Here is a 22985-nt window from a genome sequence, read left to right as displayed (position 1 = left end):
TTCCTCACTCCGCCGCGATCAGCCCGGCCATGTCGCGGTTCTTCATCAGCTTGTAGACGATCGAATCCATCAGCGCCTGGAACGAAGCATCGATGATGTTTTCGGAGACGCCGACCGTCCACCAGCGCGCACCGGTGCCGTCATGCGATTCGATCAGCACGCGGGTAATCGCCTCGGTGCCACCATTGAGGATACGCACCTTGAAGTCGGCCAGCTCAAGATCGGCGATCTCGCTCTGGAATTTGCCGAGATCCTTGCGCAGCGCAATGTCGAGCGCGTTGACCGGGCCATGGCCTTCGGCGACCGACATCTTCTCCTCGCCCTCGACCAGCACTTTCACAATCGCCTCCGAGACCGTCTTCAGCTGGCCGTTGGCGTCGAAGCGGCGCTCGACCATGCAGCGGAATGAAGTGACGCGGAAGAATTCCGGCACGCCATGCAGCATCTTGCGCGCCAGAAGCTCGAAGCTGGCGTCGGCGCCTTCGTAAGCGTAGCCCTCCGCCTCACGCTCCTTGACCACGGCGATCAGCGCGTCGAGGCGATGGTCGTCCCGGGGCATGTCGATGCCGCGCCGTTTCAGCTCGGCCATGAAATTCGCCTTGCCGCCTTGGTCCGAAACCATGACGCGGCGGCGGTTGCCGACAGTCTCTGGCGGCACATGCTCGTAGGTCGCCGGCTCCTTGGCCAGCGCCGAGGCATGGATGCCGGCCTTGGTAGCGAATGCGGAGGCGCCGACATAGGGGGCCTGCGCTTCCGGCGCACGGTTCAGCAACTCGTCGAAGGCGCGGGACAAGCGCGATATACCGGTCAACGCCTCCGCTGAAATGCCTGTTGCAAAGCGGCCGGCAAAGGCAGGCTTCAACGACAATGTCGGCACGATCGAGATCAGATTGGCGTTGCCGCAGCGCTCGCCTATGCCATTCAGCGTGCCCTGGATATGGCGCACGCCGGCCTCCACGGCGGCAAGCGAATTCGCCACCGCCTGGCCGGTGTCGTCATGGGCGTGGATGCCGAGATGGTCGCCCGGTATGCCGGCCGCGATCACCTTTTCGACGATGGCGCGCACCTCGGAGGGCTGCGTGCCGCCATTGGTGTCGCATAGAACCACCCAGCGCGCGCCGGCATCGTAGGCCGTCCTGGCGCAGGCCAGCGCATAATCGGGGTTGGCCTTGAAGCCATCGAAGAAATGCTCGCAGTCGACCATCGCCTCCTTGCCGGCACTGAGCGCCGCCTCGACCGAGGCCTTGATCGCCTCGAGGTTCTCCTCATTGGTGCAGCCGAGCGCGACGCGGACATGGTAGTCCCAGCTCTTGGCGACGAAGCAGATGGCATCCGACTTCGACTGGACCAGCGCGGTGAGGCCGGGGTCGTTCGAGGCCGACACTCCTGCCCGCTTGGTCATGCCGAAGGCGACGAACTTGGCATCGGCCGTGCGACGCTCGGCGAAAAAGGCGGTGTCGGTTGGATTGGCGCCAGGGTAACCGCCCTCGACGTAGTCGATGCCGAACTCGTCGAGCAGCTTGGCGATGGCGATCTTGTCCTCGACGGAAAAGTCGATACCCGGCGTCTGCTGACCATCGCGCAGCGTCGTGTCGAACAGATAAAGGCGCTCGCGAGCCATCGTCATTTCCCGGCAAACACGTCCGTTGCGCGGATCAGCCTGTCGAGGATGCCCGGCTCCGAATAGGCGTGGCCGGCACCTTCGATCAGATGGAAATCCGCTTTCGGCCACGCCTTGTGCAGCGCCCAGGCATAGCGCGCCGGGCACGGCATGTCGTAGCGGCCGTGAACGATGCTACCCGGTATATCCTTAAGCTTCCATGCATCACGCAGCAGCTGTCCCTCTTCCAGCCAGCCGGCATGGACGAAATAGTGGTTCTCGATGCGGGCGAAGGCCAGGGCATAATCATCCTGGCCGAAGGGACCGCTGGTTTCCGGTTCCGGCAGCAAAGTGATCGTCTCGCCCTCCCACAGGCTCCAGGCGCGAGCGGCCTCGACCTGCGCCACAGGATCGCTACCGACCAGCCGTTTGCGGTAGGCGGCCATCATGTCGCCGCGCTCAGCCTCCGGAATGGGCGCCAAAAACCGCTCCCATTTGTCGGGGAACATCTCCGAGACGCCGAACTGGTAGTACCATTCGAGTTCGGCGCGGGTCAGCGTGTAGATGCCGCGCACGACCAGTTCGCTGACCCGCTCGGGGTGTGTCTCGGCATAGGCCAGCGCCAGCGTCGAACCCCACGAGCCGCCGAACACCAGCCATTTGTCGAAGCCGCACATGTCGCGCAGCCGCTCTATGTCGGCGACCAGATGCCAGGTGGTGTTGGCTTCGAGCGAGGCATTGGGCGTCGATTTTCCACAGCCACGCTGGTCGAACAGGATGACATCGTACAGCGTCGGATCGAACAGCCGCCGGTGCTTTGGCGAAATGGTGCCGCCCGGTCCGCCATGCAGGAATACCGCCGGCTTGGCACCGCGGGTGCCGGAGCGCTCCCAATAGACCTGATGGCCATCGCCAACGTCTAGCATGCCGGACTCGAAAGCCTCGATCTCGGGATAGAGGGTGCGGAATTCGCTGCTCATAGTTTCAGGCCCTGGTGCGGCCAGTTGGCCGTCTCGTGATCGGGATGCTGGAAGGAGATGATTGACTCCTGTCGCGCGTAGAAATCCGGATCGTCGTGGATTGGCGCGTCGAAGATCGTCTCCACCCAAGGCAGCCTGGCGGCGTAGTTGACCTGGATCTGCGGCGCCAGATCGGAACGGTCGTCGAAGGCGCCGATGGCGATCTCGAGCGCGCCGGGCTGGCGGTAGGTCAGCGGCGTGCCGCAGCGGGCGCAGAAGCCGCGATCGATGTTGACCGACGACTGAAAATAACTCGGCTCCTCGCGCAGCCATTCGACGCCGTCGCTCGGCACTGTCACAAGCGCGCCGAAAAACGAGCCGAACTGTTTCTGGCACATGCGGCAATGACAGATCGAGGGGCGGCCGAGCGCGCCGTGGATGCGGAAGCGCACGGCGCCGCACTGGCAGCCGCCGGTACGAACGGTTTCGGTCATGATCTTTCCTCCGGCGGCCATTGTTCGGTGTCATGGTCGGGATGTTGGTAGGAGACGAGGTCGGCGAGATAGGAGGCAGACGAGACGTCGGCCATCGTTTCCTCACCGGGCAATTCGCGGACATGATCCACATAGGGGAGCTTGGCTTCGACACCCCATTGGATCGTCGGCGCGATCTCCTCGGGGTGGTCGAATGCGGCGATGGCGAGCGCCACGCCGTCGGGCGCTTCGAAGGTCAGCGGCGTGCCGCATTCGGCGCAGAAACCGCGCAACGCCGCATTGGACGAGCGGAAGCGTTTGGGCTCGCCGCGCGTCCAGTCGAGTCCTGCGCCCCGCACCGACACCAGCGGCAGGTAAAAATTGCCGCTCGCCTTCTGGCACATGCGGCAATGGCAGACGGAGGCATCGCCGAGCGCGCCTTCGACGCGGAAGCGCACTGCGCCGCACTGGCAGCCGCCCGTATACACCGGTCTGTTGTCAAGGCTCATCGCATTTTACTCCGGAGCATGGCAGACCGCCTCGACATTGTTGCCGTCGGGATCGAAGACGAAGGCGCCATAATAGTTCGGATGATAGTGCGGGCGCAGGCCCGGCCCGCCATTGTCCTTGCCGCCGGCGGCGATTGCCGCCGCGTGAAAGGCATCGACCTCGGCACGGCTGCGCGCCGTGAAAGCGACGTGTTGATGATCCTTCGGCTTGTCCTTGCCGGCATGCAGCCAAAACACTGGCCGGTCGCGGCCGTAGCCGCCGACCTTGGCGCCGCCGGTATATTCCTGCGGCACCATGTAGAGCAGCGAGGCACCAAGCGGCGCCATCGCCCTGTCGTAAAAAGCTTTCGACACGTCGAAATCCAAAACGGTGATGCCGAGATGATCGATCATCTTTTTACCTCCCAGGTGGTGATGCGTTCGCCGGTGACAGGGTCCTTGCCGTCCTTCAACTGGATGCCTTGCGCCAGCAACTCGTCGCGGATGCGGTCGGCCTCGGCCCAGTTCTTGGCGGCGATCAGCGCGAGGCGTTTGGCGATCGCTTTGGCAATGGCGTCTTCATCCACCTTGGCTGTTGCGACGTCGAAGCCGAGGAACAGCAGCGATGCCTTCAGCAAAGTGGCAGCATCGTTGCCTTCGGCGGCTGCGTTGCTGCTACCAGCGTCGAAATCAACAGCATCGCCAGCCAACTGGGTCAGCAACTGGAATGCGGGATAGGTGGCGAGGTCATCCGACAGCACTTCGATCACATCCGCCGGCACCGATTTTGCCGTTGGCGGCGCCAGATCGGCCGCTCGCTTCCATTTGCGCAGCGTATTCTCCGCCTCTTCCAGCTTGCGTACGGAAAAGTCGATCGGCTCGCGGTAATGCGTCATCAGCATCGCCAGCCTGAGCACCTCGCCCGGCCATTTGCGGCCGCCAAAAGTCTCCGTCTCCAGCAGTTCGGTGATCGAATAGAAATTGCCCAGGCTCTTGGACATCTTCTGGCCCTCGACCTGCAGGAAACCGTTGTGCATCCACACCTTGGCCATCGTTTCGGTGCCGTGGGCGCAACGTGACTGGGCGATCTCGTTCTCGTGGTGTGGAAAGATCAGGTCGAGACCACCGCCATGGATGTCGAACACCTCGCCGAGATAGGCGGCCGACATCGCCGAGCACTCGATGTGCCAGCCCGGCCGACCCCTGCCCCACGGACTCTCCCAGCCCGGTTCCTCGGGCGAAGACAATTTCCACAGCACGAAATCCTGCGGGTTCTTCTTGTGCGCATCGACGGCGACGCGGGCGCCTGCCTGCTGCTCGTCGAGATTGCGCTTCGACAACTGTCCGTAGTCCGGCATGGAAGCGGTGTCGAACAGGACTTCTCCAGCCGCGACATAGGCATGGCCGCGTTCGATCAAGCGTTGAATCAAGAGGATCATGTCGACCTTGCCGTCGGGCCTAGGCTCGACGAACTCGGTGGCGCGCGGCTCGACCGTCGGTTCCAGGCAACCGAGCGCCGCCACGTCCTTGTGGAACTGATCGGCGGTCTTTTCGGTGACCCGCCTGATCGCTTCGTTCAGCGACAGCTTGCCCAAGGCAATCTCGCCGCCGAAATCGCGCAGCGCGCGAGCGTTGATCTTGTCGTCGACGTCGGTGATGTTGCGGACGTAAGTGACATGCGCTTGCCCGTAGAGATGGCGCAGCAAACGGAACAGCACGTCGAAGACGATCACCGGTCGCGCATTGCCGATATGGGCGAAGTCGTAGACCGTCGGGCCGCAGACATACATGCGCACGTTGCGCGGATCGATCGGGAAGAAATCCTCCTTGCTCCGCGTTAGCGTGTTGTAGAGGCGCAGGCTCTTCGATGCGTCAGACATATGTGCGTTCCGGTGCGTTACTTTGTTTGAGCATGATCTTTTGGGATCGTGCTCTGGATGGAGTCGGTCACGCCGAGGCGCAAAATCGAGCTCCAGCCTGCTGGCCGGGGCGTTTGTCCAATCTGGGAGGAGATGAGGCGAAAACGTCCAGGACCAGCGCGAGGCTAGTCGATAATGCAAATGCCACAAATGGCGAAAGACGTTTTCATGGCCGGCTTTATCGCCTTGCCCGGTGTTGCCGTCAAGTCGCTACCTTCGCCAAAAATATCGTTGGCTCACAGGAAATGAGCCACTGAAACATTTTATTAAACAGATCGGCACTGTCATGAAACATTCGCCGGCTAGATCAGCAAGCGTCACGATTTGGTCGGATTCGGCCAGCAAACGCAGACACGAAGACGTTACCAGGGAAGAGAATAATGCCTAAGCAAGAATCCAACCGCGCCAAGCAACCGGCGCTCGCCAGCCATTACCGGGCGATCGGCCCGGCAGCAATCGTCGCAGCTCTTCTGCACACCGCGAAGAAGAAGAAACCGGCACAGAAGATCGTGTCGCCACGCGCTGCCTGAGAATGCCGTCGGGTGAAGATTGAGGCGCTCACGGTGTCCTGGAAATAGTAGCTTTCGCTAAAATAATGTCATTTGACTGTCGTTCGCGCCGGACTTCTGGCGCTTGACCTTCTCGGGCTCAGGCTCGACGACGCCCTTCTCCTGAATCTCCGGCCCGGTATTGGCGACCTTGTTGACGAGGTCGGAAACCGGGATCGCTTCGAAGAAATCGGGCCGGGTGGGTCTCAGCAGATCGGCCACATCACGCGGCTCGAGCGTGCGGCAATCCAGCCAGCGCGCGAAATCCTCGGGATGGATCACCACCGGCATGCGGTCGTGGATATGGGCAGTATCGGCATTGGCGTGGGCGGTCAGAATGGCGCCGGTGTCCATTTCCGAGCCACCCGGCTCGGCATACGTCTCAATCAGCCCGGCGAAGGCGACAAGCCCTCCATGCTTTGGCCGCACCCAATAGGGCTGCCCTCTTCTGCCAGCGGTTTGGTGCCATTCGTAGAATCCCGAAGCCGGTACCAGGGCGCGGCGATGGCGCATGGCAGCGCGAAACGACGGCTTTTCCGAAGCCCCCTCAGAACGCGCGTTGAACAGCAGCGGGAAGTTACGCGTATCCTTGACCCAGGCCGGGATCAGGCCCCAGCGCACCAGCATCGAGCGGCGGTCGGGCAGGTTCGAGCCCGGCGCCTGCGGCAATCCGGCGAGCGCCATCAGCACCGGCTGCGTCGGCGCGATATTGTAGCGGGGCGGAAACTCCTCCAACTCCGCCAGACCGAGAAGGGCGGCGGTCTGGTCCGGAGTGGCGGTCAAGGCAAAGCGTCCGCACATGAATTCAGCTCTCGAATGGGTGACATGTGAAAGTGACCATGGAACCTGCCTTTCGTAACCGCTAAAGCTGTTCGCCGACGGCCGGTCCACAACGGGCTATGCCAATCGAGCGATCGGGAACCCATGGAAGCACGTAAGATCATTCCGGCAGTCTCGGTCTGCGTCGTGCGCGAGAACACGGTGCTGCTGGTCAAGCGGGCCAGACCGCCCTCGCAGGGCCTTTATGCCTTTCCCGGTGGCAAGGTCGAAGCCGGCGAGACGCTGGAACAGGCAGCAAGGCGCGAATTGCTGGAAGAGACCGGATTGCAGGCGCGCAACTACCGGCCGCTGCGGGAAATCCACATCGACGGCAGCGGCGACGGGCATCCGGTCGACTACCGGCTGACGGTGTTTGGGGCCAACTATGCCGGCGGCGAGGCGGTGGCCAGTGACGACGCCGAAACCGCCGCCTTCTATACACTGGCCGAAATGACAGCGATGCAGCTTGCCGATGCAGTGTTTGATATCGCCGACGACCTGCTGGCCACCAGCAAGGGCGACGCGAACTGAGCTTGAGAATCGCCTTGCAGGCAACAAATTGTTTCAGCACAAGGGCTCATGAACCGCACATCACCGTTTCTCGCCGCCTGCCTCGCCGTTAGTGTGGTTGTCGGCTTGCGTCCTGCCATTGCCGCCGAGGCGCCGTTCGAGCCCGGGCTGTTGCGGCTGGCGGAAGTGCTCGGCTCGTTGCATTTCCTGCGCAATCTATGCGGCGAGAAGGGCGACCGGTGGCGGGCCGAGATGGAAAAACTGATCGCATCAGAAAATCCGAACCCTGAGCGGCGCGCCCGCTTCATCGCCAGCTTCAACCGCGGCTACCGATCCTTCGGCGGCAGTTATACGCAATGCACCGCCTCGGCGACGGAAGCCATCAGCCGCTACATGAAGGAAGGCGAGACGCTGTCTCGCGACATCGCCTCGCGCTACGGGAACTGACGGCGGCAGCTGCCGTTCCGGCAAAGCGGAATCAAGCGTCGGCGCTGTTGGCGGCGGACGCGTTCGACACTTCTCCGCTTGCCTCGGGTGAGGTCTTGGTGCAAACCTGATGTTGCACTTTTGCAACTATGTTAACGAAACGTTAGCGCGCAGATGTGAAATTAACTCAAACTGAAGGTTTCCGTCCCCTTGGCCGGCCTAATCGGCTAAGTTTGAAACGGATCGGACGCAGGTTTGCTTAATGCGACGGGTTTTGTAGAAAACGACCAAAAAAATGTCGCATTTACAAGTACTTACTTCGCCTGCGTGTAAAAGGGACAACTCAAGCTTGATCCCTATCCAACGGATCACCGCTTGAAAGGGTGGACATCGCAATGGAACATGGCGTCAACGACATCGACGCGCTGGTCAGGGAAGAAAAGCGCCTGACCGCCGTGGAAAGCCACAGCGAAGCCTGGGCGGAAGGATTGTCGGCGGGGATCGAGCCGGAAATCATCGCCGAGGCAGCCCTCGAAACGGCATTCGGCGAGATGCTGCGAACCAATGGCGAGACCTCGGCGCTTGCCCTGCTCGATCGCATGCGCGAAAAGGTGATTGCCGGGGCCTTCGAGCCCGAAAGGCTGCGGCACTGACCCCGGTTCTTTGACGACGGCGCGTCGCCGGACATCATGTCCGGGCACATCATGTCCGGGCACATGAGTGGGCCTGGAACCAGGGAGTAGCAGGCGGTGAATTTTTCGATATCAGGCAAGCCGCGCGGCCTGGTCCTCAGCATTTGGCTTATCGCCTCCTGCGCCACGATTCCCCTTGCACTGTTTCTTGCGAGCAGTCCCGCTCACGCCCTCAGCGAGATCAAGCGCGAAGACCTGCCTTCGCCGGTCACGCCGCCGCCCGACGGCGACATGTCGCCGCCCGGAAGTACCATGCCGATGCCCGGCCCGCTCGGCACGACGCCACCTGCAGCCAGCCAGCCGACTCCGTCCGACGAGCCAAGGCAAACCGAACCGAAAGGGCCAGCGGACGATGGCGGCATGGCCAATCCGCATGTCGATCCGGACGCGCCTGTGCCCGAAGTCGTTTACGACCTTGCCAAGTTACCGGAACCGGTCAGGCGCATGCACGATCTGATCGTCGAGGCGTGCAAAAGCGGCGACATCGAAAGACTGCGGCCGCTGATCGGCACGGGCGACATGATGACCCAATTGTCGCTGGGCGACATGGACGGCGACCCGATCGCCTTCCTGAAAGGCCTTTCGGGCGACACGGAGGGCCAGGAAATCCTCGCCATCCTGGAAGAGGTGCTCAATGCCGGCTATGTCCATGTCGATGCAGGCACGCCGCAGGATCTCTACGTCTGGCCGTATTTTTTCGCCCTGCCGCTGGACAAGCTCGATGCCAGGCAGCGGGTCGAGTTATTCAAGATCGTCACCGCCAGCGACTATGACAACATGAAGCAGTTCGGCGCCTACATCTTCTACCGCGTCGGCATCACGCCGACCGGGCAATGGACGTTCTTCGTCGCCGGGGATTGAGTGGTCTGGCCTGGCTCTTATCGAGGCAGGGAGCTTAGCCCGCCAGCGCCTCGGAAAACTCCACCGCCCTACCCTGGCCTGGCGTGACGATCTCGCCTTCCCACATCACGCGCCGGCCCCGAACGATAGTGCCGACCGGCCAGCCGGTCACCTGCCTGCCGTCATAAGGCGTCCAACCGGCCTTGGAGCCTTGCTGGGCGTTGGCGATGATCTCGCGGCGCTTCAGGTCGACGATGGTCAGATCGGCATCGTAGCCGGCGGCAATACGGCCTTTCCTGGCGATGCCGAAAATGCGTTGTGGGCCATGGCTGGTCAGGTCGACAAAGCGCTGCAACGTCAGCCGGCCGGCGTTGACATGATCCAGCATGATCGGCACCAAAGTCTGCACGCCGGTCATGCCTGACGGCGACGCCGGATAAGGTTTTGCCTTCTCGGCCAGCGTGTGCGGCGCATGGTCGGAGCCGAGGACATCGACAACGCCTTGCGCAATGCCCTGCCAGACCCCCTCGCGATGGCGCGCGGCGCGCACCGGCGGGTTCATCTGGATCAGCGTGCCTAACTGCGCATAGTCATCTGCGCTCAGCGTCAGATGATGCGGCGTCGCCTCGCAAGTCGCGACATCCTTGTGCTGTTCGAGGAAGCCTATCTCTTCGGCGGTCGAGATGTGCAGCACATGGATCCGGGCACGGACCTGGCGCGCGATGCGCACCAGGCGCTCGGTGCAGCGCAATGCGGCGATCTCGTCGCGCCACACCGGATGTGAGGACGGATCGCCCTCGATGCGCTCGCCGAGCCGCTCGCGCAGCCGGAACTCGTCCTCGGAGTGAAAGGCGGCGCGGCGGCGTGTGTTCCTCAGGATCGAGGCAACGCCTTCGTCGTCCTCGACCAGCAGGTCGCCGGTGGACGAGCCCATGAACACTTTTATGCCGGCCGCACCCGGCAGCCGCTCGAGATCGCCGGCGTCTTTTGCATTGTCGCGGGTCCCGCCGACCCAGAAGGCAAAGTCGCAATGCATGCGGCCGGTGGCTCGCCGCACCTTGTCGGCAAGAGTCGCCTCGCTGGTGGTCAGCGGATTGGTGTTCGGCATCTCGAAGACGGCGGTGACGCCGCCAAGCACCGCCGCCCGCGAGCCCGTCCCCAAATCTTCCTTGTGCTCCAGTCCCGGCTCGCGGAAATGCACCTGGCTATCGACGACGCCCGGCAGGATATGCAGTCCGCGGCAGTCGATTGTCTCGCCGGCCGACGCCTGGCGGAGATCGCCGATGGCAGCGACGCGCCCACCATTGATGCCGACGTCGCGAAAACCCTCGCCATCGTGGTTGACCACGGTGCCACCTGTCAGGATGAGATCGTAGATGGGGGCCATGCGGATCAGGTCTCTTGCGGGGGAAGTGCCAGCGGCTTACGTAATGGCCGACAGTTTTGCAAGATCAGGCTCGTTTTCCCACCATGCCCTTTGCCTCGCTCAGAGATCGCGCACTCCTTTCCGTGTCCGGGCCGGATGCCGAGCACTTCTTGCAGAACATCCTGACTACCGACCTCGACGTGCTCGGCAGCAGCGAAGCAAAGCCCGGCGCCCTGCTGACGCCGCAAGGCAAGGTCCTTTTCGACTTCCTGATCTCGCGCGCCGGCGAAAATGCTTTCCGCCTCGAGTGCCGTGCCGAGACCGCCGACGATTTCATGCGCCGGCTGACGCTCTACAAGTTGCGCGCCAAAGTCCAAATTTCCAAGCTGGATCAGCCGGTTGTGACCGTCCTATGGGAAAGCGCTTCAACTGCCTCGCAATTTGAATCAGCACCGTTTGCCGATGCGCGGTTCGTCGATGCTATCGTCAAGCGCTCCTATGATGGCACCGCAGAAGGCGGCGACCTTGCCGCATGGCAAGCCTTTCGCATCGCCCATGGCATTGCCGAAAGCGGCAGCGACTATCAGCTCGGCGATGCGTTTCCGCATGACGTGCTGCTCGACGAGATCGGCGGCGTCGGCTTCAAGAAGGGCTGCTATGTCGGCCAGGAGGTTGTCTCGCGCATGCAGCATCGCGGCACTGCCAGACGCCGGGTGTTGATCGTCTCGGCCGAACGCTCCCTGCCCGCCTCGGGCGCAGAGTTGACCGTGGAGGGGCGGCCGGTCGGCACGCTTGGCTCGACCGCCGGCACGACAGGCCTCGCCATTGCCCGCATCGACCGGGTCAAGGCAGCGTTGGACGCCGGCCTGCCGATCCTGGCTGACGATGTCGCCGTGTCGCTCACCATCCCGCCCTGGGCGAAATTCAGCTTTCCGCAGGAAGCCGTCGGCGCGGAGGAGGCCTGATGGCGGCCGATCGCGCCGGGGCGCCGCCGCGCGCCTGGCAACGCATGCTGTCCGGGCGACGGCTCGATCTCCTCGACCCCTCGCCGCTCGACATCGAGATCTCGGATATCGCTCACGGCCTTGCCCGCGTCGCGCGCTGGAACGGCCAGACCAGAGGCGAGCACGCCTTTTCGGTCGCCCAGCATTCGCTGCTCGTCGAAACGCTTGTCGGCGAGCTGATGCCGGATGCCGACGCCGATGCGCGGTTGGCGGCGCTGCTGCACGACGCGCCGGAATATGTCATCGGCGACATGATCTCGCCGTTCAAGTCCGTGATGGGCGGCAGCTACAGGGACTGCGAGATCAGGCTGCAGCGCGCCATCCATCTGCGCTTTTCGCTGCCAGCGGAACTCGACGCGGGACTGCGCAAGGAGATCAAGCGAGCGGATCAGATCGCCGCTTATTTCGAAGCGACGCTGCTTGCGGGTTTTTCAACGGCAGAGGCGACGGAGTTCTTCGGCCGGCCGCGCGGCTTCAATGCCGAGCGCTTCGATGTCACGCCGCGCTCGGTGACCTGGGCGCAGAATGCCTTTCTCAAACGGTTTGCGGCGATCGAGAAGTCGCGACGCCAGACTGCCGTTCCAGCCGGCTGAAAACGGTAAATTAACCGGCAAGGACAAGAGTGCCGTGGTTAACCACGGTCCATAGGCGCGCTACATGCCCGTTGCCGGTATCAAGGCAGGTTCGTCCGTCCGCCGACGACGGGTCAAAGGCGTTGGTCTGCCGCAACGGATTGAAGACGAACTGCGCGAACAGAACGAGCGTTTTTCGGCAGCGGTCGAGAACATGTCGCATGGCCTGTGCATGTTCGATGCCGATGAACGGATGATCATCTGCAATAGGAACTACATCAGCATCTTTCGCCTCGACGCCGAAGTGGTACGGCCCGGCATCCGGTTTTTCGACATCCTCCAGCACAGCGTGGACATCGGCATCGCCTCGCAAAGCGCTGAGCAACTCTATGCCATTCGCAAGCCCTATATCGACCAGGCAAAACCTTCCACCTATGAGGAAACGCTTGCAGACGGGCGTATCGTCAACATTTCGCACCGGCCGCTGGCGTCGGGCGGTTGGGTATCGATCTACGAGGATATCACCGAGCAACGGCGCGCCGAGCAGGAGTTGAAGGAGCAGCACCGCCGTTTCGACGCGGCACTTGCCAACATGTCGCAAGGACTTTTGATGTACGACGCGGACGGCAAGCTGATCGTGCGCAACGAACGTTTTCTGGAACTTTACCATGTCAGGCCGGCCGACCTCCCGCTTGGCATGAGCCACCGTGATGCCTTTAAGCGGCTGCTGGAACTGGGCATTTACACAAAGCTCGACCCCGACAGCGAAATTTCGCAAATCGAAGCCTGCCTGCGGGCGGGCAAAACACACGTAACGCATCGCCATCTTGCCGATGGCAGAACGCTGCTGGTTGCACGCCGGCCGATGAGCGGCGGCGGCTGGGTCGCGACATTCGACGACGTGACCGAGCGCAGGCGCGTGGAAGAGCGCATGACCCACCTTGCGCATCACGACACACTGACCAACCTGCCCAATCGCTCGATGCTTCGCGAACGGCTCGACCAAGCCCTTAGCGAGACGAAAGACGGATCGCTGGCGATATTCTCGCTCGACCTCGATCACTTCAAGGCGGTCAACGATACTTGGGGCCACCCTTCCGGCGACTGGCTGCTGAAATGCGTGGCCGAACGGCTGCAACGGTGCCTGCGCAATGAAACGGACGTTGTCGCTCGCTTCGGCGGCGATGAATTCGTCATAATCCAGTTCAATCTCAAAAGCCCGGGCGATGCGGAAAAACTGGCCAAACGCATCGTCGAGATCATCGGAAAGCCGTTTCGCGACAAGCGACATGACATGCGCGTCGGCATCAGTCTCGGCATCGCGCTGTTTCCGAATGACGGCAAGGACGCCGACACGCTGCTGAAAAATGCCGATATGGCGCTCTATCGGGCAAAGAGCGAAGGGCGCAACCTCTACCGCTTCTTCGAACCAGCCATGGATGCGATGGTGCGGGCACGCCGGGCACTCGAAATCGATCTCAGGGCAGCGCTGTCGCGCCGGGAATTCGAGCTGGATTTCCAGCCAATCATGAATATCGCCTCCGGCGAAATCGTCGGCGCCGAAGCTTTGATGCGCTGGCGTTCGCCGGTGCGCGGCCTGGTGCGGCCGGACGACTTCATTCCGGCCGCCGAGGAGACCGGGCTGATCGTGCCGCTTGGAGAATGGGCGCTGCGGAAAGCCTGCACGACCGCGGCAGGCTGGGCGCCTTTGCGCATCGCAGTCAATGTCTCCGCCGTGCAGATCAAAAGCGGCACCTTTGCCCGCAGCGTCATCTCGGCGCTGGCGTTCTCGGGGGTGCCGGCCAACCGGCTTGAACTGGAAATCACCGAAACGGTGCTGATGGACGAGAGCGATCTGGTGCTCAAGACACTGAGGCAGCTGCGCGATCTGGGTGTCCGCATAGCGCTGGACGATTTCGGCACCGGCTATTCCTCGCTGGGCTACCTCAGGCGCTTTCCCGTCGACAAGATCAAGATCGATCGCTCTTTCACCCGTGACATCGACAGTCGCGATACCGCGGCGATCGTGCGCACCATCATCGGGCTTGGCGCACAGCTGGGCATCACCGTCACCGCCGAGGGTGTCGAGACCGAAGCGCAGCTTGAATTCCTGCAAAAGGAGGGCTGCGTCGAGGCCCAGGGCTATTTGATCGGCGTGCCATCGAAAGCGTCGGACATCAACCGGCTGCTGAAGTCGAACGCGACGATCAGGCAATCCGGCTAAGTGCGACAGCCGGGCGAGCCAGTCATCGGCTCAGCCTGGACATCTGCCATCAATACAATGTCTGGATATACCTCGTCGAAGCGCGCGCAGGTCAGAGATGTCCGCTCAACGCCTCCACCATATCCTTGTTCGTCGCCACGGGAACGATCTCGAATTCGACCAGATCCGCCCATTCGATGACCCACCGCTGCAGGAGTGTGACGTCATCGGCCTCCACCAGCAGGAAGCAGCGGCTCATATCCGCTGCGATCCAGCTGTGGTGCACGAGCAGCGCGTCCGGCTTCAGGCGGCCCTGGTCGCGGAAACGGCGGTAGATCTTCTTACGGTCGCAGCCGCGAAAATCCTCGGTTACGAAGAACAGCATCTTTTTCCCCTCAATTCGGATGTCATCGGCCCGGCCGGTCCAATCGCTCCAGGAACCACTGCGTCAGCCGCACCCAGACCTCGTCTTTTTCGCCGGAGTCTTCCCAGCCGTGGTCGAGGTTGGGGTTATCGTTGACCTCGATGACGAAGACGCCGTCCCTGGTCTCCTTGAGGTCGACCCCGTAGAGGCCGTCGCCGATGCAGCGCGCCGCGCTCACCGCCGTCTCGACGACATGGGCCGGCGCTTCCTTCAGGGTGAAGGTCTTGATGCCGCCCTGGTCGGGCTTGCCGTTGGCCTTATGATTGACGATCTGCCAATGCTTCTTGGCCATCAGATAATGGACGGCAAACAAGGGTTGGCCGCCGAGGACACCGACGCGCCAATCATATTCCGTCGGAATGAATTTTTGCGCGATCAGGAGGTCGGAATCCTCCAGCCATTCGGTTGCGAGCGTCTTTAACTCTTCGAAGGTGCCGCATTTCTTGACGCCGCGCGAAAACGAGGAGTCCGGGATCTTCAGCACCAGGGGGAAGCCCAGCGTCTGCGCCGCAACTTCCAGATCCGAGATGCCGGCTATCATCACCGTCGGCGGCACCGGTACCTTGTTGTAGGTCATCAGCTCGTTGAGATAGACCTTATTGGTGCAGCGGATCATCGACAGCGGATCGTCGATGACCGGCATACCTTCCTGCTGGGCGCGGCGGGCAAAGCGGTAGGTGTGGTTGGAGATCGAGGTGGTCTCGCGGATGAACAGCGCGTCGTAGTTGGCGAGCTTGGCCAGATCCCGCTTGGTGATCGGCTCGATTTCGACGCCCATCTTTTCAGCGATCTTGGCCCAGTGGCGCAGCGACGAAATCTCCGACGGCGGCAGTTCCTCATGCGGATCGACCAGCGTGGCGAAAGTGTAGCGCGCCGGCGTGCGGCCCTTGGTGTCACGCCACTCGCGGTTGGTGTAGGTCTCCAGGCACTGGAGAAAGTGCGTTTCCTCGTCCTCGGTCATCCTGGCCAGGGGATGGAAGCCAATCTTGCGGATCGAGGCCCATTCGGCGCTGTCCCTGATGTGGACCTCAAGCGCCGGGGCACGGAACCAGTCGAACAGCAGTTTGGCGAAGCGGTCCCAGATCCTGGACGGTCCGATGCCGAAGAAGATGCAGACCTTCTGCGGGAAAGCGCCGCCCAGGTCCTTGCGGCACTTGTTGAGTGCGAGTTCGAGTTCCGGCAACGCGTGCTCATAGAGCTTGCGCTCCGACAGGTCGATCATCGTTTCGACCGTCGGGATGACCTTATGGCCGCGCGAACCGGCGAGCAGCGAGGCGTAATAGCCGCGGCTCTGGTAGCCGTAATTGTTCGACAGGTTGATGACCTTCGGCCGCTGCCCGCGAAACAGTGCCGGATGGGCAAGGTAGTCGCGATTGGTGATGATCTTGTGCGGCGTCGCCACTTGGTCGAGATCGTTCTGCCGGCCGGTAAGGATGACCCAGGTCATTGGCTGTCGCGCTTTCCGAGAGTGATGGCGGCGCGCAATCCGTCGCGGCCGAATTGCGCCATGTTCATGAAGATGCCGTAAGGCACGGGAATGTTGGCAGCATCGAGGATCGTCTCCTGCCGCTCGTCCTCGACCCAAGGGTCGTGGATCAGGATGTGATCGCCGTCGTCACCGATGGCCAATACCCAGTGCGGAACCTTTTTGCCGAACATCAGGAAGCCGCTGATCAGGACCAGTACCAGTTTTCCCTCTGCGATCGCGGTGCGAATGTCGTCAAGCCCGAATGAACGGTAATTCACCGGGATGCCGTAAAGTTCCGCGCGGCGGCGAAAGTCGACCTGCGCCAGCTCCATCACCCGGCGCTTGTCTTCGCTGCGCACCGATTGCAGGAAAAGCGCGCCATAGAAGGACACATAGATCTCAGCAGCAAGCCCGCTCTCATAGCCGGCGACGGCCAGCCCGAACGGCTCGCAGCCGCCGGGGCCGGACATCATGAAAACGGTCGTCGCCTCACGCCACAGCCGGATTTCCATCACCGGGTCCGGCACGAAGCCGGGGCCGAAGTAAGCCATCGCCATCATCAGGCAGCATGGTCCGCAAGTGAATTCGCAAGTCTGCTGATAAAACGGCACTTCGGTGGCGACCGGAATGTCGCCACGCAAGGTCTTTTCATAGCGCAGCGCCGTGGCGCCATCCTCGTAATAGTCCGGTTCGCGGCCGATCTTGCGGTAGCCGCTCCGCTCGTAGATCTGGATCGCGCGCGGGTTGTCCTCGCGGACTTCCAAACGAAGCATCATGCGGCCGTGCTCGAAAGCAGCGGTCTCGGCCTCTTCCAGCAGAAGGCGGCCAACGCCACGGCCGCCGAAAAATGGACCGACGGCGATCGAATAGAGCCGCGCGACGCCGCTGCCCTTGCGAAACAGCACGACTGCATAGCCGGCGACGCGGCCATCGCTTTCGCCAACCAGCAGTTCGGCGGTGTCGCGTTCGATCAGTTGGCGAAAGGAACGACGAGAAATGCGGTCGCTCGAGAAAACAGCTTTTTCGATGGCGGCGAGGTCATCGACGTCGGACGCGCGGGCCTTGCGAATCTCGGCAGGCATGCGGGCTCAGAAAACCTCGATTGGGTTGTGGAAACGACCCTAGTCTAAACATCGGTCACACCAGCCGAAGTGCCAGCATTAAGCAAGCGCTATCGCACCTCGATTAGGGCCGAATTGTGACAGTTTTGACAGCAGGCAGGTCGCGCAAAGGCTTTGAGCGACCTCCGTGTTTCGGCATCGGCGCGGCTCCGGAAAAATGAGATCCTGCTCAGCTTTGCAAGGCCGCCAGAAGCTGGCCATAGGCGCTCTTGGCCACCGCGGCCAGCCGCTCGCGCGGCAGCGAGCCGACGACGGCGCAGCCATAACCCTTGTCCAGCCAGTAGACAGCCGCAGGACCATCTTCTTCCGACCCATAGGTGCCCTTGGCCTTGGCAGCCGATTCGGCGGTGACGAAGAGCGAAATGCGCGCGCCCTTGTCGTCCTCGTAAAGCAGCATCGCGGCCTTGCCCTGGCCGGCAGGCAGCAGCCGGCCACCGACCAGTTGGAATCCCTGCGCTGCCAGATCCGGCGCGACGAGCTTCAAACCCACCTGGTTCGACAACCAGCTCTGCAAATGATCCTTGTCGCTTGCCGGCACTTCCACCGCATGCCGCTTTTCGGCGGCATAGATGACGTGGGCGGCGATCGCTTCTTCGGCAAGCTGGTCCTCGGCCGTATTTTCCAGGCCGAGGCCGCCGATGCCGGCAAGATAGCCGCCAGCACCGCCAATCACCAGCATGGCGGCAGCGGCGACCGCAAGCCACCAACGCGAGCGCGACGGCGCCGCTCTGACCACCGACGCCTCGCCAAGCACCACCTTGTTCAGCCGCACCGGTACGGGTTCGTCCAGCACGCCGTTAAAGGCTGCGCGCAATGCTGCCCGGTCGGCGGCGTAGCGTGCACTCTTGGCCTTCATCTCGGCATTGGCCTCGAGCCATGCCTCATAGGCCGTTCGCTCGTCGCCCGGCAACTCGCCATCGAGAGCCATGTGGATGTCGCGTTCGGAGAAATCGCGCCGGCTCATTTCTCGACGATCCTTATCGAGCGGCGGCGCGCGGTATCATCCAGCAGCGCTCGCAGTTCCTCACGCCCGCGCGCGATGCGCGACATCAAAGTGCCGGCGGGGACTCCAAGGATGTTGGCTGCTTCGGCATAGGAAAACCCTTCGATGGCGACCATCACAAGTGCCGCGCGCCGGTCCGGGCTGATCGCCTGCAGCGCGTCGATGATCTCGCGCGAGGCGATGCTCTCGACCTGCTCGGCGGGTGCTGCCTGCGCCTCGCTCGCCTCGAGCGGCAGCATCGCCGCCTCGCCGCGCCGGTTCACCTTGCGCATCTGGTCGATGAACAAATGATGCATGATCGTAAACAGCCACCTCCTGGGGCTTTCTCCTGTCTGCCAATTGTCGAGCCGCACAAGCGCCCGCTCGAGACAATCCTGGACGAGATCGTCGGCGGAATCGCGGTCGCGCAACAGCGAGCGTGCATAGCGGCGCAAACGCGGTATTTCACCAAGGATTGCTGCCTTCTTTTCGTCCATGACCGCTGGTTCTGGAGCCCCTGTCCGTGGTGATTGAACGCGCCTTTGCAGCGCGGCGCAAGCGGCCAGCGCGAAGCGGTCCGCCGCCCCGGTCACCCAAGCAACTGAATAACGCTGCCGATGCCAGCTTTATTCCCGGCCAAATTGAAATCGTCAGCTATTGCTCGTCTCGAGCTTTTCTTTCGCCGCCCTTGTCAGCAGCCGCTGATAAAACAAGCCGATGCCGATGAGCACCGCGCCGAGGCCGATGAAGGACAGCGCCCGCAACACGCCTTCCAGCTCCGACATATCGAAGACGAAGACCTTGAGCACGGCGACCGCGATCAGCGCCGCAGACGCTATGCGCAGCACCTGCGACTTCAGCCAGACACCGGCGGTGAGCAGCACCACGCCGATGGCCAACCAGAGCGCCGAATAGGTATAGGTCTCGACCTGGCCGAGGCCGCTCCACAGGCCGATGAACTCGCCCTTGAACAGCCTCCTGACCGACAGCGTGGCATAGACGAAGGCGAGCACCGCCGCCACAACCGCAAGCATGGCCGCATACCATTTCGGCCGCTTGTCGCGGGTATAGAGCGCCAGTGCGCCTGTCGCGACGGCCGGCAACAGATAGGCCAGGAACAGAAGGTTGAACACCGGAATGCCGCCGGTCGATTCATCCGTCAGCAGCGGGTTCAGCACCACAAAATGCCGGATGACGATGAAGGCGACCGAGAGCACCCCGGCAGCCATCGAGCCGTAACGCAGCACAGAGCTTGGCGAGCGCATGTCGATGGCGACCAGGATTGCACCGGCGCCGATGGCGATCAGCGTATAGATCGCCTGTTCGGCAAGTGTCATCGAGCCGCTGTCGATGACGCCACCATGCATGGCATGGCGCACCAGCATGGCAACGGCGAGCAGAGCAAACAGCGCGGCGCCGGCCTCCATGGCGAGGCGCGGCCGGCCATTGGTTGTGCGGGCGAGTTGCCAGGCGGCAAAGCCGAAGGCGAGCGCCGGCACGCCATATCCGAGCAGCAGCCAGTTGAACACGGGTGTTTTCGACAGGAACTCGGCACCGACGATGGTCGGGTCGAAGGCGGCACGGCCGAGCACTGCGATCACCGCACCGACCGAAATCCAGCCAAGCACCGGATAGCTACGCCAGCGCGTCGCCAGTGCCGGCACAACGGCGGCTGCTCCGAGCAGGACGGTTGTCCAGCCGGAGCCAAAGGCCATGTGCAGCATCAGCAGGCCGGCGATCGCCGCGCCGGCGAGCGCGAAGGAGACGGCAGCGCCGCCGGTCAGCGGCGGCGCTTCGCCGCGCGCTGTCCATTCGCCGCCGGCGACGAAGATCCCGACCAAAACGGCCGCTGCGGCCGCATAAGCAAGGTCACGGTCGAGATTGCCGAAGGTGAACCAGAGCGCCAGCAGGATGACCAGTGGCGCGACAGCGCTCCAGGCCGCCCATGTGGCGGCGCGCAGCCAGCCAGGAGCCGCAAAACGGCGCGCGGCCCAAAAGCCGGCGCCGATGAAGACCAGGCCCAGCGCGATGCCGATCCTGAGCATCAAGGCATCAGACGCCACAACCGGCACGCCATCGACACCGAGAGCGCCGCCCGAAAAATCGGCGGCGACCGTGGTCGGCGGAATGATGCCGAGATAGACCAGCACCGTCGCCAGCCCGGCGGCGTGCAGCAGTGCAAGCGCTCGCGGCCGGTAGAGCGCTATCGCCACCAGGGCTACGATAAGGGCTGCTCCCTGCAAGGCATCGCCGGCGGCGGCAAAGACCGGATCGACGAACAGGGCCAGCGCTGAAAGAGCGACGAAGAACCCCGGCGCGATCGACGGCCAGTCGAAGCCGGTGTCGGCGACCGCTTCGCTGCGACGGCCAAGCCAGACGAAGGCGAGCACGGCCAGTGTCACCGCGTCTATAAAGAGGATGACGGAAAGGTTCGTCCCCGGCGCTTCGGTCATGTAGAAGATGGTCCAGATGCCGGTGGCGACGAAGGCTGCGGCCATCAAGAGCCTCCAGTCGCGGATGCGGGCAATGACGCCGGTGGCGGCGAGCACGATCGCCAGATAGCCAAACAGCGCCCACGGATTGGGCGCCTGCGAGGCGACGAGTAGCGGCGTCACCATGGCGCCGAGCAGGCCGACGCCGGCCAGCGCCTGACCGTGGACCAGGCTTGCCGCGATCGTCGCCACCCCGATGGCGCCGAGCAGCGTGAAAGCGAGCGCCGGGCCGATGAAACCGTAAATGCTGTACGCGGCGTAGACGGTGCCGAAGAGGATGAAAGCGCCGGCCGCCGTCAGGATCGCCGGGATATAGGCACCGGCGGCACCTTGCACCGGCACCCTGAAGCCGGTGCGCCGGATGAACTCGCCGCCGGCGACCAGCACCAGCCCAAGTGCCGCCGCCATGGCAAGCCGCACGCGTGGCCCGAAAATGCCGGCCTCAATGGTGTAGCGGATGAGGAACAGGCCGCCCAGCGCCAACGCGATGCCACCAACCCATACCGCCCAGCGGGTACCGAGCGCCGTTTCGACGTCGGATTGGCGGGCGGCTTTCGCCGCTGCCGCCGGTTGCGCCGGCTCGGGTGCGGACGGCGCCGCGGTATCGGCTTCTGCCTCTGTGGCTGATGCGACCGCTGCGGTCTCGGCCCCTGGCGATGCGGCCATGTCGGCTGCCGCCGCCGGCGGGATTGCGCCATCCGCCGGTTTGCTGTCGTTTGCAGCCGGTTCCTTGGCTTGCGGCGGCAGGACAGGTACGCCCGAAAGCACGAGGCTGCGCAACGCGCCAAGCTCGCGCTCGATCAGGCCGATACGGCTCTGCTGGCGTGAAATGATGACGAACAGCGCGATGATGGCGACGAGGCCAATCAGGCTTTCAAACATGGCGGTTCCCCCAAACCAGGCCAGTCGTCACTGACATTCAATGTTCAGTGACATTCAAATGCGGCGGCCAGACGGCCGGTCCATTCAACGTGCCGCCAGATTGGCCGCCGGAAAGATCGAGCATGTTTCGGTGCCGAAAGCCAGCAGCTTGCCATTGGCATCCTTCAGCGCCGCTTCCGAAACCGCCAGCGTGCGGCCCTTGTGCACCACTTTGCCCTCGCACACCACCTCGCCGGTCCCTGGGGTGATCGGCCGCGTCAAATGATGTCGAGGCCGAGCAGCGAAACCCGACCGGGATAGGAGTTCCATTTCGCTCACCTGATGGCTTCGCCGATGGCGGTTTCCCCGGCAAATGCCTTGCCGCCCGCATAATGCTTGCGCAAGGCGGCGAGGAAGCCGGCGCGGGAGCCGGGTGGTTCGATACCGCGCGGCTCGTAGACATGGCGGGTCAAAAAGAAGCCGGTCAGCCGGAAGGCGTCGTCGATCGCCGCCGGATCGGCGCGCAGGCCCGAACCGCGCTGCAGGAAGGCAGGCAGCGCCAGCATCTTGTCGCGCCACGGCGCGCCCGCCGCCCGCGACACGGCGCGGCCGGATTTCGGCGAGACGTAGGCAAGGTCCTGCCTGGTGCCGGTCGCCGCACACTGGCTGAGATCGAGGCCGAAACCGAGTTCGTCGAGAACCAGCAGCTCGAAGCGGGCCACCAGCTCGCCGGCGGCATCGGCATCGTCGAGATGGGCGATCATGACCGCGAGCGTCTCATAGAGACCGCGATGGGCATCGCGCTCGGGCAGAAGACGCAAATGCGCGGCCATTGTCTGCAAGCCGTAAACGGCAACGGCGCTGTCCATCAGCCGGGCGGCGTTCATTTCGATGGCCTCGGCCTGGAAGGTGCCGAGATGTTCGTCGAGCCGCGCCCGCCACAACAGGTCGACGCGGTTGCCGGGCTGCAAGACCGGCTGCTGCTTGCGCGAACGGCCGCCGCGCACGAGACCGAGATGGCGGCCATGCGCACGTGTCATCACCTCGAGAATGGCGCTGGTTTCGCCATGCTTGCGGGTGCCGAGAATGATTCCCTCGTCGCGCCATTCCATGACCAGAGCTTGTCACCGGTTGCATGGCGAAATCAAGATGAGCGACGTATCCGCCGCAAGCCAAAACGGCCCGTAGCGTATCGCTACGGGCCGTTTTTGCGAGATC

At 63.1% G+C, this 22985-nt stretch carries 24 protein-coding genes; 8 read left to right on the top strand and 16 right to left on the bottom strand.

Translation table 11 applies throughout. The features are described from left to right. Positions 1-4 precede the first annotated feature (4 nt). From cimA to cysS, 6 genes are read right to left on the bottom strand one after another with little or no spacing between them, the layout of a single operon-like run. Positions 5-1627 (bottom strand): citramalate synthase, encoded by a 1623-nt coding sequence (gene cimA / locus NKH37_RS09260; RefSeq protein WP_198030508.1) that lies wholly within the window; start codon positions 1625-1627, stop codon positions 5-7. Further along, positions 1624-2580, bottom strand: a complete 957-nt coding sequence (pip, locus tag NKH37_RS09255) for a prolyl aminopeptidase (protein ID WP_023719859.1) — start codon at positions 2578-2580, stop codon at positions 1624-1626. Before pip ends, cimA begins: the two co-directional genes overlap by 4 nt. Beyond that, a complete protein-coding gene (locus tag NKH37_RS09250) occupies positions 2577-3053 on the bottom strand; it encodes a GFA family protein (RefSeq protein ID WP_023719860.1) in 477 nt (158 codons plus the stop codon). Before NKH37_RS09250 ends, pip begins: the two co-directional genes overlap by 4 nt. Continuing rightward, a complete protein-coding gene (locus NKH37_RS09245; protein WP_353001232.1) occupies positions 3050-3541 on the bottom strand; it encodes a GFA family protein in 492 nt (163 codons plus the stop codon). Before NKH37_RS09245 ends, NKH37_RS09250 begins: the two co-directional genes overlap by 4 nt. A gap of 6 nt (positions 3542-3547) precedes the next feature. Continuing rightward, the gene (locus NKH37_RS09240) at positions 3548-3934 is read right to left on the bottom strand and encodes a VOC family protein (protein WP_352856679.1); all 387 of its coding nucleotides are present in this window, start codon (positions 3932-3934) and stop codon (positions 3548-3550) included. Continuing rightward, entirely contained in the window at positions 3931-5400 is a 1470-nt protein-coding gene (gene cysS / locus NKH37_RS09235) for a cysteine--tRNA ligase (RefSeq protein WP_353005217.1), read from the bottom strand. Before cysS ends, NKH37_RS09240 begins: the two co-directional genes overlap by 4 nt. A 419-nt stretch (positions 5401-5819) precedes the next feature. On the opposite strand from cysS, the gene NKH37_RS09230 reads away from it, so the two are divergent. Further along, the gene (locus NKH37_RS09230) at positions 5820-5969 is read left to right on the top strand and encodes a hypothetical protein (RefSeq protein WP_023677745.1); all 150 of its coding nucleotides are present in this window, start codon (positions 5820-5822) and stop codon (positions 5967-5969) included. A gap of 57 nt (positions 5970-6026) precedes the next feature. Here the strand turns inward: NKH37_RS09230 and NKH37_RS09225 are convergent, their stop codons facing one another. Further along, positions 6027-6788 carry an SOS response-associated peptidase gene (locus NKH37_RS09225; RefSeq protein ID WP_352848731.1) on the bottom strand — a complete coding sequence of 254 codons (762 nt, stop codon included), beginning with the start codon at positions 6786-6788 and terminating at the stop codon, positions 6027-6029. Between the two features lie 123 nt (positions 6789-6911). Here NKH37_RS09225 and NKH37_RS09220 point away from each other — a divergent pair, with 123 nt between their 5' ends. From NKH37_RS09220 to NKH37_RS09205, 4 genes are all read left to right on the top strand, one after another. After that, entirely contained in the window at positions 6912-7337 is a 426-nt protein-coding gene (locus NKH37_RS09220) for an NUDIX hydrolase (RefSeq protein ID WP_353040941.1), read from the top strand. 48 nt (positions 7338-7385) lie between these two features. Next, positions 7386-7763 (top strand): TIGR02301 family protein, encoded by a 378-nt coding sequence (locus NKH37_RS09215; RefSeq protein ID WP_023719865.1) that lies wholly within the window; start codon positions 7386-7388, stop codon positions 7761-7763. 374 nt (positions 7764-8137) lie between these two features. Further along, the gene (locus NKH37_RS09210) at positions 8138-8395 is read left to right on the top strand and encodes a hypothetical protein (protein WP_023677749.1); all 258 of its coding nucleotides are present in this window, start codon (positions 8138-8140) and stop codon (positions 8393-8395) included. Between the two features lie 96 nt (positions 8396-8491). Further along, positions 8492-9295, top strand: coding sequence for a hypothetical protein (locus tag NKH37_RS09205; protein WP_352494855.1), 804 nt, complete (start codon positions 8492-8494; stop codon positions 9293-9295). Positions 9296-9329: 34 nt separating this feature from the next. On the opposite strand, the gene NKH37_RS09200 is transcribed toward NKH37_RS09205, so the two are convergent. Further along, positions 9330-10661, bottom strand: coding sequence for a dihydroorotase (locus NKH37_RS09200; protein ID WP_352494854.1), 1332 nt, complete (start codon positions 10659-10661; stop codon positions 9330-9332). Positions 10662-10744: 83 nt separating this feature from the next. Here NKH37_RS09200 and ygfZ point away from each other — a divergent pair, with 83 nt between their 5' ends. From ygfZ to NKH37_RS09185, 3 genes are all read left to right on the top strand, one after another. After that, a complete protein-coding gene (gene ygfZ, locus NKH37_RS09195) occupies positions 10745-11605 on the top strand; it encodes a CAF17-like 4Fe-4S cluster assembly/insertion protein YgfZ (protein ID WP_353005214.1) in 861 nt (286 codons plus the stop codon). After that, positions 11605-12237, top strand: a complete 633-nt coding sequence (locus NKH37_RS09190; RefSeq protein ID WP_023719870.1) for a YfbR-like 5'-deoxynucleotidase — start codon at positions 11605-11607, stop codon at positions 12235-12237. Before ygfZ ends, NKH37_RS09190 begins: the two co-directional genes overlap by 1 nt. Positions 12238-12301: 64 nt before the next feature. Further along, a complete protein-coding gene (locus tag NKH37_RS09185) occupies positions 12302-14440 on the top strand; it encodes a putative bifunctional diguanylate cyclase/phosphodiesterase (RefSeq protein WP_353005212.1) in 2139 nt (712 codons plus the stop codon). A gap of 91 nt (positions 14441-14531) precedes the next feature. Here the strand turns inward: NKH37_RS09185 and NKH37_RS09180 are convergent, their stop codons facing one another. The 8 genes from NKH37_RS09180 to recO all read right to left on the bottom strand — a co-directional run bounded on the left by NKH37_RS09180 (position 14532) and on the right by recO (position 22879). After that, positions 14532-14804 carry a DUF3303 domain-containing protein gene (locus NKH37_RS09180; protein WP_353005210.1) on the bottom strand — a complete coding sequence of 91 codons (273 nt, stop codon included), beginning with the start codon at positions 14802-14804 and terminating at the stop codon, positions 14532-14534. A 22-nt stretch (positions 14805-14826) separates the two neighbouring features. Further along, complete coding sequence (locus NKH37_RS09175; protein ID WP_023719872.1) at positions 14827-16290, bottom strand: RimK family ATP-grasp domain-containing protein; 1464 nt, start codon at positions 16288-16290, stop codon at positions 14827-14829. Further along, positions 16287-17393, bottom strand: coding sequence for a peptidase C39 family protein (locus NKH37_RS09170; protein ID WP_023719873.1), 1107 nt, complete (start codon positions 17391-17393; stop codon positions 16287-16289). The genes NKH37_RS09175 and NKH37_RS09170 overlap by 4 nt, the downstream gene beginning before the upstream one ends. A 208-nt stretch (positions 17394-17601) precedes the next feature. Then, the gene (locus NKH37_RS09165; RefSeq protein ID WP_352481851.1) at positions 17602-18396 is read right to left on the bottom strand and encodes an anti-sigma factor family protein; all 795 of its coding nucleotides are present in this window, start codon (positions 18394-18396) and stop codon (positions 17602-17604) included. Further along, positions 18393-18911, bottom strand: a complete 519-nt coding sequence (locus tag NKH37_RS09160) for a sigma-70 family RNA polymerase sigma factor (protein WP_353040939.1) — start codon at positions 18909-18911, stop codon at positions 18393-18395. The genes NKH37_RS09165 and NKH37_RS09160 overlap by 4 nt, the downstream gene beginning before the upstream one ends. Positions 18912-19064: 153 nt before the next feature. Continuing rightward, positions 19065-21788: a DUF2339 domain-containing protein gene (locus tag NKH37_RS09155; protein ID WP_353005208.1), complete on the bottom strand. Its 2724-nt coding sequence runs from the start codon at positions 21786-21788 to the stop codon at positions 19065-19067. Between the two features lie 84 nt (positions 21789-21872). Then, entirely contained in the window at positions 21873-22097 is a 225-nt protein-coding gene (locus tag NKH37_RS09150; RefSeq protein ID WP_352494851.1) for a PaaI family thioesterase, read from the bottom strand. Between the two features lie 5 nt (positions 22098-22102). Then, the gene (gene recO / locus NKH37_RS09145) at positions 22103-22879 is read right to left on the bottom strand and encodes a DNA repair protein RecO (protein ID WP_353005205.1); all 777 of its coding nucleotides are present in this window, start codon (positions 22877-22879) and stop codon (positions 22103-22105) included. Between the last annotated feature and the right edge of the window lie 106 nt (positions 22880-22985).

It is taken from the genome of Mesorhizobium sp. M1217 (assembly GCF_040318275.1).
Taxonomy (GTDB): Bacteria; Pseudomonadota; Alphaproteobacteria; order Rhizobiales; family Rhizobiaceae; genus Mesorhizobium.
The sequence above is the reverse complement of the archived record's forward strand: the minus strand, read 5'-3'. Positions and strand labels throughout refer to the sequence as shown.

What these genes read in the sequence shown, in the direction of transcription:
- NKH37_RS09155 (WP_353005208.1), bottom strand. Translation starts at nt 21,788, where the DNA reads ATGTTTGAAAGCCTGATTGGCCTCGTCGCCATCATCGCGCTGTTCGTC.
- NKH37_RS09180 (WP_353005210.1), bottom strand. Translation starts at nt 14,804, where the DNA reads ATGCTGTTCTTCGTAACCGAGGATTTTCGCGGCTGCGACCGTAAGAAG.
- NKH37_RS09175 (WP_023719872.1), bottom strand. Translation starts at nt 16,290, where the DNA reads ATGACCTGGGTCATCCTTACCGGCCGGCAGAACGATCTCGACCAAGTG.
- cimA (WP_198030508.1), bottom strand. Translation starts at nt 1,627, where the DNA reads ATGACGATGGCTCGCGAGCGCCTTTATCTGTTCGACACGACGCTGCGC.
- NKH37_RS09230 (WP_023677745.1), top strand. Translation starts at nt 5,820, where the DNA reads ATGCCTAAGCAAGAATCCAACCGCGCCAAGCAACCGGCGCTCGCCAGC.
- NKH37_RS09250 (WP_023719860.1), bottom strand. Translation starts at nt 3,053, where the DNA reads ATGACCGAAACCGTTCGTACCGGCGGCTGCCAGTGCGGCGCCGTGCGC.
- NKH37_RS09245 (WP_353001232.1), bottom strand. Translation starts at nt 3,541, where the DNA reads ATGAGCCTTGACAACAGACCGGTGTATACGGGCGGCTGCCAGTGCGGC.
- NKH37_RS09150 (WP_352494851.1), bottom strand. Translation starts at nt 22,097, where the DNA reads ATGGAACTCCTATCCCGGTCGGGTTTCGCTGCTCGGCCTCGACATCAT.
- NKH37_RS09215 (WP_023719865.1), top strand. Translation starts at nt 7,386, where the DNA reads ATGAACCGCACATCACCGTTTCTCGCCGCCTGCCTCGCCGTTAGTGTG.
- cysS (WP_353005217.1), bottom strand. Translation starts at nt 5,400, where the DNA reads ATGTCTGACGCATCGAAGAGCCTGCGCCTCTACAACACGCTAACGCGG.
- NKH37_RS09170 (WP_023719873.1), bottom strand. Translation starts at nt 17,393, where the DNA reads ATGCCTGCCGAGATTCGCAAGGCCCGCGCGTCCGACGTCGATGACCTC.
- NKH37_RS09160 (WP_353040939.1), bottom strand. Translation starts at nt 18,911, where the DNA reads ATGGACGAAAAGAAGGCAGCAATCCTTGGTGAAATACCGCGTTTGCGC.
- recO (WP_353005205.1), bottom strand. Translation starts at nt 22,879, where the DNA reads ATGGAATGGCGCGACGAGGGAATCATTCTCGGCACCCGCAAGCATGGC.
- pip (WP_023719859.1), bottom strand. Translation starts at nt 2,580, where the DNA reads ATGAGCAGCGAATTCCGCACCCTCTATCCCGAGATCGAGGCTTTCGAG.
- NKH37_RS09210 (WP_023677749.1), top strand. Translation starts at nt 8,138, where the DNA reads ATGGAACATGGCGTCAACGACATCGACGCGCTGGTCAGGGAAGAAAAG.
- NKH37_RS09220 (WP_353040941.1), top strand. Translation starts at nt 6,912, where the DNA reads ATGGAAGCACGTAAGATCATTCCGGCAGTCTCGGTCTGCGTCGTGCGC.
- NKH37_RS09225 (WP_352848731.1), bottom strand. Translation starts at nt 6,788, where the DNA reads ATGTGCGGACGCTTTGCCTTGACCGCCACTCCGGACCAGACCGCCGCC.
- NKH37_RS09190 (WP_023719870.1), top strand. Translation starts at nt 11,605, where the DNA reads ATGGCGGCCGATCGCGCCGGGGCGCCGCCGCGCGCCTGGCAACGCATG.
- NKH37_RS09240 (WP_352856679.1), bottom strand. Translation starts at nt 3,934, where the DNA reads ATGATCGATCATCTCGGCATCACCGTTTTGGATTTCGACGTGTCGAAA.
- ygfZ (WP_353005214.1), top strand. Translation starts at nt 10,745, where the DNA reads ATGCCCTTTGCCTCGCTCAGAGATCGCGCACTCCTTTCCGTGTCCGGG.
- NKH37_RS09165 (WP_352481851.1), bottom strand. Translation starts at nt 18,396, where the DNA reads ATGAGCCGGCGCGATTTCTCCGAACGCGACATCCACATGGCTCTCGAT.
- NKH37_RS09200 (WP_352494854.1), bottom strand. Translation starts at nt 10,661, where the DNA reads ATGGCCCCCATCTACGATCTCATCCTGACAGGTGGCACCGTGGTCAAC.
- NKH37_RS09185 (WP_353005212.1), top strand. Translation starts at nt 12,302, where the DNA reads ATGCCCGTTGCCGGTATCAAGGCAGGTTCGTCCGTCCGCCGACGACGG.